This is a genomic window from Chitinophaga pinensis (assembly GCF_007896845.1).
GTDB lineage: Bacteria > Bacteroidota > Bacteroidia > Chitinophagales > Chitinophagaceae > Chitinophaga > Chitinophaga pinensis_C.
In genome coordinates this window covers 106,820-119,290 of the sequence record NZ_VOHS01000013.1, presented here as the reverse complement: position 1 = coordinate 119,290, position 12,471 = coordinate 106,820, and the positions used below count along the sequence as shown (strand labels likewise).

Below are 12,471 nucleotides of genomic sequence, written 5' to 3'. Positions count from 1 at the left end.
AGATCAAAATGTGCCGTACGCCATCATGATAAATAACTTCAGCAGGTATATCCGGATGGAGTAGTTCTCCAGTATAATAGCAGGGATCTTTTCGGGGAATAGTTGTCCTGTAAGACTGATACTTCTGCATTTTGCATGATCCCATTCCTTGTCCAGACTTTTCAGGAAACCGGGATATCCCTGCACCTCACGCAGCTGTTGTATATCACCGGTGTTCAGACCAGATATTGCATACACCCATTGTACATGCTCAGGATGCAGCTTTTTGATAGTAGCAAAAGTGGACAGTATATCCGGTCTGTCAGGAGCCGCGACCATATCGAGGATGATCAGGCCCTGATAGTATTCGAGTATATCTTTTTCGGTGATAATATCTACCTGAGCCCCTGCTTGTTCCAATAGTTTTTGATGGCCAGCGGCAGATGAGAACCATCATCTGTCACGGCAAACTTTTTACCACTGATGCTGACTGCATCTTTTCGTTGAATGCATAGGGGGTCAGTGAAAAAGTAATTCTCGACAGAGATGCTGGTGCCGGGTTGGTGATGGGGGGGATAGTCGCTTCAACAGCAACAGATGCTGTAGCAGGAGAAGAAGGTAGATTGCCTGCAATCCAGTTGACCAGTCCGTTTAAAGTTTTAATGCCTGCCAGCGCTTCTGTATTGCCTGCGGACTGGGACAGTCCGCCGATCTTCACTTTCAGCTCTCCCAGTATCTCCATACGCTTGATAGAGTCAATACTCAGATCAGCTTCCAGATCGAGATCCATACCCAACATATCAGTCGGGTAACCGGTCTTTTCACTGACGGTCAGCAGTATGGTGCTCCTGATGTCACTTTCAGTCAGGGAAGCGCCGGCAGGTGGAATATTGGTTGGTTTTTCAATAGCATGTTGTAAAGAGATACCGCCGGTTTCAGCCTGTGCCTCACTGACATTGTCAGCGATCCATTCCAGCAATCCGTTCAGCGTTTTAATACCGGCGAGTTGCTCTACTGCACCTTCATCGCCTTTACCACTTTTATTAAAGCCACCCATCTGTGTTCTCAGTTCACCGATGATCTCCATACGCTTAAATGGAATCAATGCTCAGATCTGCTTCCATATCCATTTCCATACCCAGCATTTCATGTGGATAACCTGTCTTGGCACTTACCACTTCAATGAGGATCTTTTTTACATCCTGTTTACCTTTTACAGGTTGCGTGTTGACGGATACGGTGATCTGTGTCGGAGCAGTCTCTTTTCTGGCCGGCGTAACAGGTAAGGCAGACGGTGTAGCCGGTATTTCCAGCCGGTTAATATTCGCAGGATTTTGACCCAGATAGCCAAGAATCACATCCCTCTGTGCCTGTACAAGATATTTGACGCTGTTCAGGTACTCCTGTACCATCAGTTCTGCATTACCTCCCGGTGCGACTACTGTTTGTGCAGGAACTGCTGTACGCAGCTGGATCGGTTGTAATACCGGCATCGCTCCATGTGCGGGTAGTTTACCTGCAGCAGGAACCGCCAGCTGACCATTTACATGCCAGATCGTAGCGCTCTTTTGTATTGTTCAGGGCATTCAGGTTGATGGTGTGGACATTTCTGTCTTCGAATAGCTTGTCCAGTTGCACACTTCTGCCTGTGGCCATATATTTTGCGATGGTATGCAACAGGTGTGTGATCGCAGCTGGTTCGGCATCTTCTGTATGTAGTAATACATTGTCTTTACCCACGATGGCGCGGGTTAATCCTGTCAGCACTTTACCCGGACCTACTTCTACAAAGATCCTTGCACCGTCAGCATACATCTGTTGTACCTGATCAGAGAAAGTACGGGGCTCACAAGATGTTCCGCCATACGTGTTTTAATAGCAGCAGGTGTATCCGGATATAAGGCCGCCGTTGTATTGGACCATACAGGGATAGATGTCTTATTAAATGTAGTATCTCTGATAGCGGAAGTATATAATGCGGCTGATTTCGCGATCAGCGGACTATGAAAGGCACAGGCTACTTCCATTTGTTTGAAAGAGATCTTTTGTGCTTTCAGTTCGCTCATCAGAGTTTCCATGGCCGGAGTAGTACCCGCCAATACCCATTGTTGTGGCGAATTATGATTCACTGCATAAACGCCTGACCCTGTTGTTATGAATGGAGCCAGCGCTTCTTTGGTACTGTTTACAGCCACCATGATGCCCTTATCACCTTCCACCGCCCCGAGTATGGCTTGTGCTCTTTTCTCGCTTAATGGTATCAGCTGCGTGGCCGGGAATGCACCTGCGAAACAAAGCGCGGGCAATTCACCGTAACTATGTCCTGCCACCATATCCGGCTGAATACCCAGTTCCTGTAGAAACTCCGCTATAGCCAGATCGACGATACCGAGCAAAGGTTGTGTGATACGGGTGTCTTTTATCTTTTCTTTCTGTTGGTTGATCTTCTCTTCACTGAAAGCAGCTGGGGGGAACAATAATTTCTCATACTGCGGATATAGCTTTAACAGGTTTCGCATCTGCGGGAAAGCTACAAATAGTTCTCTCGCCATATTGACGCGTTGACTGCCCTGTCCGGGAAACAGGAAAGCCACTTTCCCTTCTGATTGAGTAGTTACATAGATCTCTTTTGATGTAGCGCCAGATAAGGCCAGATCTGTTTTCAGCAGCAGATCTTCCCGTGTGCCGGCCACGACTGTCAGGCGTACAGGTGCGTTACTGTAATGATAAAGACTGTAGGCGATATCTTTTAATGGGATCTGATCATTGCCGGAGAGTATGGTATGGACTGCCTGCATCAGTTGTTTTACATCCGCATCATGCTCTCCACGGAATACAAATAACTCAGCAGGCCAGTTAGCAAAAGTAGCGGCTTTAGGACTTGTGGTCTGATCATTTCCGATAACCGCGTGGAAGTTCGTGCCGCCAAACCCGAATGCGCTGACACCTGCAAGCCGTTCTTCTTCCAGCCATACACCGGCAGTAGTGTTGAACAGGAAGGGGCTGGTTGTCTCATTATAGAAAGCATTCGGATTCCGTATATGCAGGGTAGGAGGTTTGACGCCATGATACACCGAAAGTGCTGCTTTGATAAGACCAGCGATACCGGCGGCACATTTGGTATGACCGATCTGTGTCTTTACGGAACCGAGGTAGGTTTGTCCGGCGATCGCACCTGATTGTACCAGCATATCCGACAAAGCACTCAGTTCTGTTTTATCTCCTACGACGGTACCGGTACCATGTGCTTCCACCAGTCCGAGGGCTGCAGGAGATATCCCGCTTTGTTCATATGCCCTTTCCAGTGCCTTTATTTGCCCTGCTTTACGCGGAGCAGTCAATCCTAAGCTCTTGCCATCGCTGGAGCCGCCAACGCCCTTAATAACGGCATAAACATGGTCTCCGTCGCGCTTGGCATCAGTATATCTTTTTAAAACAAGCATGGCCACACCTTCACCAAGGGCAATACCATCGGCAGCAGCATCAAAGGTCATACATCTTCCTTTGCGGGATAATGCATGTGTGCTTGCAAACATGAGATAGTCATTGATCCCGTTGTGCAGGTCTGCGGCTCCGGCCAGTACCATGTCTGATTTACCTAATATCAGTTCCTGACAGGCCAGGTCAACAGCAGCAAGTGAGGAAGCACAGGCTGCATCTACGGTATAATTGCGTCCTCCCAGATTGAGCCGGTTCGTGATACGACCGGAGATAACATTGGCCAGTACACCGGGGAAAGAGTCTTCTGTAAGTTTAGGTAGTGCATTGTCCAGTTCTTCCGGCATTTCCCCGAGAAATTGCCTGTACAGGGAGCGGAAGCCGTAATTATTGGCCAGATCATTTCCTCCTTCTGCACCAATGATCACAGAGACATCTTCTGTATTGTAGTCGCTGTGACCATAGCCGGCATTTTCCAATGCCTGTTTAGCGACAAGTAAAGCCAGCAGCTGGGTTGGGTCGATAGCAGCCAATGATTGCGGGGGGATACCAAAAGCAACCGGATCAAAATCTATACGGGGAATGAAGCCGCCCCATTTTGAAGGCGACTTATCACCATCATTGGAATTGCCGTCATAGTACAGTTCTTTGTTCCAGCGTTCGTCCGGTACTTCTGTCACGCAATCTTTACCCGCCAGTATATTGGCCCAGAACTCCTCCACATTGCGTGCACCGGGATAGATACAGGCCATGCCGATAATCGCCACGTCCAGCGCTTTTGCTGATGCAGATAAGGGTTCCGGCAAAGGAGCCGCCTGTATATAATTGAAATTCTCTTCTGCCACATCTTTATGGAGATCGGTCATTGACACGATGGCCTGTCTCATGGCAGCCACCTGACCGATCATGTACATACCATCCTGCAGCTGTTGTGCGGTGTCGATCTGTATAAGTCCGTTTTCTTTCCGCCCGACTCCTTTTGCGGCAATACGTAATCTGCCAACATTGAGGTCTTCCAGTCTGGCCCAGATCTCTTTCTTATCCAGTTGTTCATCCTGCAGTTGTTTCTTCTGTTGCTGGAAGAATGTAGTAAATGGTGATTGCAGACAGCGCGTTTCATGACCCGGTGCTGTTTCCAGTAGTACGGTACTGTTGTGCAAAATGGCCTGATCCTGAAATTGTTGGAGGATAGCGCCTGTGGCAACTGCCTCTTTGGTGTAGATATAGGCGGTGCCCATCAATACACCGATTTTGGCGCCTTTGGTAGCCAGTGAAGCTGACATCACCGCTATGAAAGCGGCAGACAGTGCATCATGAATACCACCGGCAAAGAAGATACTGAAGGCATTGGCCTGTTCTTCCTGTAACAGGCGTTCGATCTGTTTTTCCCACAATACAAGGCTGGACAGTGGCCCTACGTGTCCACCGCATTCTCTGCCTTCGAAAACAAATCTTCTTGCACCTTCCTTGATAAACATATCCAGTAAGGAAGCAGAAGGCACATGCAGGAAGGAGGTAATACCCATATCTTCCATTTCCTTTGCCTGTGAGGGACGTCCGCCGGCAATCAATACCATGGGAGGTTTTACTTCTTTGATATAGGCGATCTGCTCATCCCGCAATTCCTGTGGTGCAAATCCAAGTATACCTACACCCCATGTCTTTTTATCCGCGAGTGTTTTTGTTTGTTGCAGGAGTGTTTTAGCTGTATCACCTTTTAACAGAGACAGCGCTACAAAGGGTAATGCCCCTGCATCGACCACTGCTGCAGCAAATGCAGGAACATCACTTACGCGTGTCATCGGACCTTGTGCAATAGGGTAGGTAATGTTAAGCTCTTTTGCCAGTGCATTATCCGGAGATAATATATTGCCGGCTTTAGCTTGTGCAATATGACCACGGATCGCTTCATGCAATCCTCTGATCATCCGGTTGAGTTTCCTGTAGCGTTTCACAAGGTCAACAGAAATGGCTACATCCTGTCCGATAGGCAGCAGGCCTTTGTCCAGGTCAATGATATCAAGATATGGTGAAATGTCTTTTTGGGTGGCATTCTCCGGCAGTGCAGGAGAATTGGGGCGTATCAGTACACGGAACTGATCGATTACACGGGCTTCATTGCCATTGAGTTTTTCACAGACGTTTTTGATGGCAGCAGGTGCTTTACACTCAGGAAAAAGCAACAGCTGACTATCCAGTACAACACCCGCTGCGCCTGTGGCAATGAGTGCTGCCGTAGTATGTATGCCTGCACCGCCCTGTACCCAGATCTTAGTATCCGGGAGGGCTTTGACGATCTGTTGAAAGAGGATAAAGCTGGATTCATCTGCAACTCTTCCTGCGCCCTCATTGCCTTTTATAATGATACCATCTGCCTGTTCCTGTACTGCCTGAAGCGCTTCTGACAGAGAGTGTACCTGATAGTAGACAGTAATGTTTTTCTGCACACTGTTTCTTATAACAAAAGGAGCGATGATCAGAGTGACTTGTGCCGGTAACGAAATGTCTGCCATCTCACTAACGGAGTAGCATACACCGAATGTATGATGTTGTTGTGATAGTACGTTCAATGCATTTTCAGCAGCTACTTTATTGCGTCCGAGATGTAATACAGGGAACGCTTCTGTCTGCGCAAGGGCAAGGGCTAATGGTGCATCAGGATGCTCCATCGGGGTAATACCGATAATTGTAGGTGTATCCATAGTAGATGTTTAATAGGTAACAGGCATGACTCATCCTGACCATGATTTTTAAATCATCGTGAGATGTTATACCGCGTGTATTAATTTCAAATTTCTAAGGTATATCTGGCTGCAATTCCTCGTCATGCCCTGTCAGACGTCATTTACAAGACACAACACTCCTGTTTCTCGATTAGGATATCAGCTTTTTCATAGCGCAGAATTATATAGGCTAAACGGCCCGATCTCTCACATGAGCATTAATTATATCACTGTTCACTGTTCGTCGTGTAATCAATTTTTAATTATATGTGATAATATTTTTTTGTTGAATGTGCATTGTGAATAGTGAAATGAATTTGTAGTATACCCTTACGGGTCGCGTCTTTTCGCCGGGTTATAGGATTCATAAAATACAAATATGGTTGTTATGGTTATCTGAGATGCATTCCTCAAATGGAAGCATATGTCTTAAAGGTCTGTTAAAAATAATGAAATAAATTCTATAAAAGAAGAGGTGATGTGAATTATAAGTCGGTTAACATGAACTTAATATATACGTGCTTTTATATATCGTCTTAAAAAGACAAGTGGAACATTGCGGCATCGCGCCACTATGTTCCACTTGTTCATTTAGTTAGAAGAAGGATTAATTGTCAGCAGACATTTTACCGACAATTTTATAACCCCGTGAATTATCGGCGTTGGTTACTTCCTGATAATACATACCGTCGGGAGAAACATACAGTTGCTGACCGTTGATTTCCACACCACGACTGCCATCAGGTAATGTTGCATATACTTCATCCGCAGGAGGTACTGAACTTTCATCCTGACCATCCTGATTGTTACCTGTATTGAGTTCTCCGTTCTTACCCACTACAACATATTTTATCTGTTTATCCTGTTGTACTTCCTGATAGAAGGTCCCGTTTTTTTCGTAGTAGGTATTGCCATCGATGACAACTGTTTTTGCTCCACTCGGCAGAGATGGTATCACAACACCCATAGGTGGATCTACCACTTCATATTGTTCTGTTTGCGTTTGTGCATTTGCATAGGGACGGTAGAAGAAACCATCGGAGTAGTAATAAGGTCCCCAACCGGTATTAAAGGTCAGGAAGCCGTAAGGTAATATGCCTACGCGAAAGCCGATAGGCGGACCGTAATAACGGTAAGGACGATAATAGTAACCCGGACGGTAATAATGACCACCGTAGTAACGGGAAGGGCCATGATAATAGCCGCCACCCCAGCTCCGGTATCCACCATAACCTATACCTACTCCGATCCTTGTGGATACGCGTGGTGCAGAAACAATCTGTCTGCTCACGCCCCGTCCGACAGATACATGTCCTCCACCTCCAAAACGTCCTCTCTGGGCTGATGCGCTGTTTACTGAGCTCACGGTGGCCAGGGCAATGAGCGCGCCCAGTAAAAATATCCTGTTTTTCATTATTGATGCATTTAGTGTGGTGCCACAGCCTGATCAGTTGGCCGCAAATCAGACTGTCTTACTACGCGTTCAAAAGAGAGCTTTGTCTGCTCGCTGTTATTGATATTTAGACCCCTGTCTAACTCCGGAGTTTAACGACTAATTTTATTTTAACAATTCCTATACCAAATAATTTTTATTTGATAATCAATTAGATGTGGAAGATGAGATAGGGCAAAGCAGGAGTTGTCATTGCTGCGCAGGGAGCTATATTAGCTTAAAAACAGGTGACAACCAACCACTCTTCCGGAGTGAACAGTTGAAAGCCGGGTGGACGTAAAAAACACGGCAGTAGTGCGGGGATAAATTGCGGGGAGATAGCTTTTTGCAGACTAGTATAGCTGGTTCCGGAGTATTCTTTTGATCATATGTATGGTGCTACGGCTGATCTGGCCTTTATACCTTTCGAGGATGGCATTTTCACTTAGTCCTGCGCCAAGGTCATTCACTATCCGTAGCCATTTACTCAGGAATTCAGAGTTCGGGGTACGGTATTTCAACAGGCGGCGTACGGTTTCGATCACTGTTTTGCTCACCTGACCTTCATTGAGTTCAAAAATCTCATCAGTACTCAGGCCGAGCTCAATATCCTGCGCAACCCGGGAATAATCCTGCAGGTATTTTTCATTGGCTTCCATGACCTGTAACAGGGGATTGTCGCTGTAACGGATCACGTTATATTTTCTGGCTTGTTTATGTAACTCTGTCAATGCGTAGTTACGGGCAATATTATCGCAGATCACAAGATCCTCTTTGGTCAGTTCAAACCATTCACCTTTCACTCTTTTATGCTGAAATACGATATGCAGGCATTCTTCCAGTTCAGTCATATTCGCAGCAGCATACTGTCTGATCACCCGGAACATTACAGGCAGATGGGTATGATAGGCCGCCAGTCTTTTTTGGAGATCCTGCGTCTTGCCTATTTTAAAAAGGTTCTTTCCCGTATTGATAATATAAACACACTTTCCGATCTGTACCTGTTCCATCGGTTGATAAGTTACGAGGGTGTCATAAAAGGTTACAGCTGCAAATTGCCGATTTTTTTGAGAATCGCCCAGTTTATATGAACCGGCAGGTATCTGTTTAAACAATTATTACCAGTTATCGGGGCTGGTAATAAAATAGCTGAGGCAGGATTGGCTGCAATACCATCCTATTGTAAAGTACATCCTGTATAAAATATGGCAACTGTGAAGTTGTCGCTGCATTACGGCAAACTATAAACTTTTTCAGCCTCTCCAAAGACACTAAGACATTCATTTCGTATTCGATTGGGTATTTACCACTTAAGGTAGATTTTCCATAGGCTAGCCGTACATACCCCGTAGATAAGCCGTAGATAACCCGTATCTATAAGAATGGCTTATATACGGCTTATCTACGGCTTATCTACGGGGCATCTGCCGGATATCTTCCTGACCAGAGCCTGATGCTATCGGTATCAGGTGGCTTCATTTTCGACACGCGACCGCAACCGGTTAGAAAGAAAATTATGGGTTGAACTGCTGTCAGGGGTACATCGGGATCAGATTGATAAGGATAATATCAAATCAATAAGTGGTTGATCTTTAATTTGTTAATTCCATTATTTGAATAACTTGCAGCTATGAAACCTGCAAAAATATATGATGTCAGGGCTGGTAATCCTGACTATCATAACCTGTTATCCCCGGACAAGACATTTATTTTCTGGAACGAGTCTGCACTTAGTGACGTCACTCCGGGAGAGATTGTCTTCTTCGTTAACCGCGGGGAAAAAGAGGCGCTATATACCGTTGCGACGCCTGTTACCTGTACTGCGGTGCGTAACAAGCTGACCATGCTAAAGGAGTTTGATTACGAAAATGGTACTTATGCCGGTACGGAAGGCGACGAATTCCGCCAATATGAGGTGCAACAGGTAGCCAATATCCCCAGCGGCTGGAAATGGCAAAAGCCGCTCCGGCAGGTTGCTATTGCAAATTTGTGGAGTGAGGAGGGGGACAATACCGGCAGACTGGAAAGGATCAGTGACCTGCAGGCGCTGTTTATTGACGGTCCTGCCTTCGATGCACTGGAGGGGTATAATATGCACGTAGAGGCCATAAAGATGCCTGTTAACCAAACAAGCGTACAAATGAAACTGATTAGTCCTGTTAAAAGAAAGGAGGGCTTAAAACAGCCTCAAAACCGTATTCCGGTTAAACCAACTGTTATTCCATTTGAACATCCTTACCGCAAATTGTTAATGGCTTTACGGACAAAACCTTTCGTCTTATTAGGTGGTATCAGTGGAAGCGGAAAGTCGTGGACAGTACGTAAGCTGGCTTATATGACCTGTTCAGATCCGGTGTTGCGCACCGGCAATAGTCCGGGTAATTTTGAAATGATCCGCGTCAGACCTGACTGGCATGAACCTGATGATCTGCTGGGTTACGCGATCACCCACAACGGAATATTACGATACCATAGTACAAATCTGTTACGTTTTCTTGTAAAGGCATGGCAATATCCGGACGTCCCCTTTTTTCTATGTCTTGATGAAATGAATCTTGCGCAGACTGAACACTATTTTTCTGACTTTCTGAGTGTATTGGAGACTGTCAGAGTACACGAGGGTAAAAGAATATATGATCCATTTATCAATGCACAGGAGTTAGCGCATTACAGTTATGAAGATCATACTTTCTGGCGGCAACTGGGTTTGTCTGAAGACAATGTTTTACAACAGCATTTTCTGGAAAATGGAATCAGCATGCCAGCTAATTTATTTGTGGTAGGGACTGTTAATATGGATGAAACTACCCGTACTATCAGCACCAGAGTACTTGATAGAACCATGACTATCGAGGTAAAAATGAAATCACTACAGGAAAAACTGGTTGAAGAAACTGAAAAATGGAAATATCCACCAACTTATGAAGTCGCAGAGTGGCTTATGGCCCCTCCACTGGACAGGTTCGTTGCTTTTCAAAACCATCCTCATATTGGTATGCTTATCTCAAAGCATCTTGAGAGACTATATTTCATACTAGAGGATACAAAATTTGCATTGGGTTATCGTATGTTGCATCAGACACTGGTATACTGTTTTCTCCATTACGAAGGGACTAAAGCTGATTTACCGGCAGATTGGCTATACACCTGTCTGGATGAAGTGATCGCTATGAAAATTCTGGTAAGAATAGCCGGAGACACAGATACCTGCCATTTGCTGCTCGAACGTCTGCTACCGGAAATGGCACATTTCCCTGTCTGTCAGCAAAAATACAACGTATGCAGTCGGTTCTTGAAAATGTTGGTTATACTTCTTACTGGTAGCAAATGCATATACTATCTGTTGAACATGAGCACTTTAGTCTGGTAATAGCGCTGGCTGATGGTAGAGATGGAGCGGAATTTGAAGAAGTGGTTCAGACTGCCGGACAAAGACACCTGGCAACGAATTTAGTGACGGCATATGTTTGTTCTGTCGGCAAATGTATCTTCCGCATATGGAATCGTAAAAACCATTCATTTGAGGAGACAAGTATTCTACAGGCAAATTATCCGGTTATTTTTGATAAGATCAGGTATAAGTTTACGCTAAGCTTCCATCGGGAGGTATTACATCCTTCTGTATATACAAAGCTTGAAAGTCTGGAGAACATCTTTCAAATGCAGAAAACGAAAGAGAATAGCTATGTATCTCCCGCCGTACTTGATTTCAGGGACGAGCCGGGCGATTTTGAACTAATTCTTCATTATCAGTTCAGGACTATTCCACAGCGTGTTTCTTTCAAGTTTCAGGTCTATCCTGTAAATCTGGACTTCAAGCGGGATTTGCCTGCTATGCAGCGGAGTGTAGAGGTGATTCATCCTCGTTATTTATTGATCACCTGAAAAAAACCTCTCATCCTTTTGAGCCATGTGGTACAGACGATAGTGCCATAGTATGGTGGATCATGTTCAGAAATCTTTTTAGAAGTGTTGTAAAGAATGTTAATATGATAATTGGCGCTCCTCACAGAAGTCGGAGTTTGAAATGAAAAGCGTAAAGAGAACAGCGGTCGGCAATCCCAAAGGGAAACTTTCTGATAAGCTGAAATGTTTGTGGGCAAACCAGAACACTTCTTTAATACGGTAGCGCAAAGCCTGATGGAGGATAATTACGAGAACCGTTTTGTAAAGTATATTATTAAAGATTTCTGTCAACTTACCGGGATGTCTACAAAAAATAACCCGGGATAGCAGTTTTAAGAGAATTGCACGAGAGTATCGTATACAGCTGGAATTTTCAGAAGAAGCCCTGAGTAGTTTGCTGAAGCGAAGTTTTTTGAAAGAAATTAAACCATTTGATGGCAAGCGGCTACGTTCGCAGATCTTCCAATCACATCCGGGATATGCAGGTCTAAAAAGGGACTGGGAAACCCTGAGAAAAGGATATCAGGTATTGGATGGTTTGTATGAAATGGAATTGAAAGATGTCGGGTACATGTATAAGGTCTGGACCTTCTTCGGATTAGCAGATCTTATCAGACAAATTACAGTGTATCTCCTGAGATCCATAAAATGGCTGCGATTAAAAAACAGGATTCGGAATCGTGCCGCACAAAGATGTACAATCGAAAATGACCTTTCATTGTCCGATGACCTGGTAGTAGAATTGTATCAGGAGCCTCATCATACAGGCGATTTTATGGATACAATTGCTGGTGGTCAGCGAGAAGAAATATGCCTGCATATTATTATGAAAGTTGGATGGAAAGGTCAACACACCGACTTATATCAAACATACATATTTGATCCCAAATACAGACTGATAGGTCTAAGCAATACGATGATATTGATGTTCCTCTGGAATCGGATATCCGGCAGCTGAATAACTACATACGTGTGTTTTATACAAACCAGAGG

Annotated in this window: 9 protein-coding genes; 2 read left to right on the top strand and 7 right to left on the bottom strand. The window is 45.0% G+C overall.

Features of this window, described 5'->3' with window-relative positions; translation table 11 throughout:
• Nucleotides 1–3: 3 nt before the first annotated feature.
• The 7 genes from FEF09_RS33070 to FEF09_RS15075 form a co-directional block, all read right to left on the bottom strand.
• Nucleotides 4–399 (bottom strand): hypothetical protein, encoded by a 396-nt coding sequence (locus FEF09_RS33070; RefSeq protein ID WP_261387509.1) that lies wholly within the window; start codon nucleotides 397–399, stop codon nucleotides 4–6.
• Nucleotides 400–439: 40 nt separating this feature from the next.
• Nucleotides 440–1,066: an acyl carrier protein gene (locus FEF09_RS33065; protein ID WP_261387508.1), complete on the bottom strand. Its 627-nt coding sequence runs from the start codon at nucleotides 1,064–1,066 to the stop codon at nucleotides 440–442.
• 4 nt (nucleotides 1,067–1,070) lie between these two features.
• Entirely contained in the window at nucleotides 1,071–1,472 is a 402-nt protein-coding gene (locus FEF09_RS33060; RefSeq protein ID WP_261387507.1) for a hypothetical protein, read from the bottom strand.
• A gap of 19 nt (nucleotides 1,473–1,491) precedes the next feature.
• Nucleotides 1,492–1,794 (bottom strand): hypothetical protein, encoded by a 303-nt coding sequence (locus tag FEF09_RS33055; protein ID WP_261387506.1) that lies wholly within the window; start codon nucleotides 1,792–1,794, stop codon nucleotides 1,492–1,494.
• Complete coding sequence (locus tag FEF09_RS33050; RefSeq protein ID WP_261387505.1) at nucleotides 1,764–6,119, bottom strand: beta-ketoacyl synthase N-terminal-like domain-containing protein; 4,356 nt, start codon at nucleotides 6,117–6,119, stop codon at nucleotides 1,764–1,766. The genes FEF09_RS33055 and FEF09_RS33050 overlap by 31 nt, the downstream gene beginning before the upstream one ends.
• A 628-nt stretch (nucleotides 6,120–6,747) precedes the next feature.
• Nucleotides 6,748–7,554, bottom strand: coding sequence for a DUF6515 family protein (locus FEF09_RS15080; RefSeq protein ID WP_146305888.1), 807 nt, complete (start codon nucleotides 7,552–7,554; stop codon nucleotides 6,748–6,750).
• A gap of 371 nt (nucleotides 7,555–7,925) precedes the next feature.
• Complete coding sequence (locus tag FEF09_RS15075; protein WP_146305887.1) at nucleotides 7,926–8,582, bottom strand: GIY-YIG nuclease family protein; 657 nt, start codon at nucleotides 8,580–8,582, stop codon at nucleotides 7,926–7,928.
• Nucleotides 8,583–9,202: 620 nt separating this feature from the next.
• Here FEF09_RS15075 and FEF09_RS15070 point away from each other — a divergent pair.
• Together FEF09_RS15070 and FEF09_RS15065 are read left to right on the top strand one after the other, a co-directional pair.
• Nucleotides 9,203–10,942, top strand: coding sequence for an McrB family protein (locus FEF09_RS15070; protein ID WP_146305886.1), 1,740 nt, complete (start codon nucleotides 9,203–9,205; stop codon nucleotides 10,940–10,942).
• Nucleotides 10,900–11,457: a hypothetical protein gene (locus FEF09_RS15065; RefSeq protein WP_146305885.1), complete on the top strand. Its 558-nt coding sequence runs from the start codon at nucleotides 10,900–10,902 to the stop codon at nucleotides 11,455–11,457. The genes FEF09_RS15070 and FEF09_RS15065 overlap by 43 nt, the downstream gene beginning before the upstream one ends.
• Nucleotides 11,458–12,471 lie beyond the last annotated feature (1,014 nt).

Coding starts and splice junctions, on each gene's coding strand:
- FEF09_RS15065 (WP_146305885.1), top strand. CDS start 10,900: ATGCATATACTATCTGTTGAACATGAGCACTTTAGTCTGGTAATAGCG.
- FEF09_RS33065 (WP_261387508.1), bottom strand. CDS start 1,066: ATGGAGATCATCGGTGAACTGAGAACACAGATGGGTGGCTTTAATAAA.
- FEF09_RS33055 (WP_261387506.1), bottom strand. CDS start 1,794: ATGTATGCTGACGGTGCAAGGATCTTTGTAGAAGTAGGTCCGGGTAAA.
- FEF09_RS15075 (WP_146305887.1), bottom strand. CDS start 8,582: ATGGAACAGGTACAGATCGGAAAGTGTGTTTATATTATCAATACGGGA.
- FEF09_RS15080 (WP_146305888.1), bottom strand. CDS start 7,554: ATGAAAAACAGGATATTTTTACTGGGCGCGCTCATTGCCCTGGCCACC.
- FEF09_RS15070 (WP_146305886.1), top strand. CDS start 9,203: ATGAAACCTGCAAAAATATATGATGTCAGGGCTGGTAATCCTGACTAT.
- FEF09_RS33060 (WP_261387507.1), bottom strand. CDS start 1,472: ATGCCGGTATTACAACCGATCCAGCTGCGTACAGCAGTTCCTGCACAA.
- FEF09_RS33050 (WP_261387505.1), bottom strand. CDS start 6,119: ATGGATACACCTACAATTATCGGTATTACCCCGATGGAGCATCCTGAT.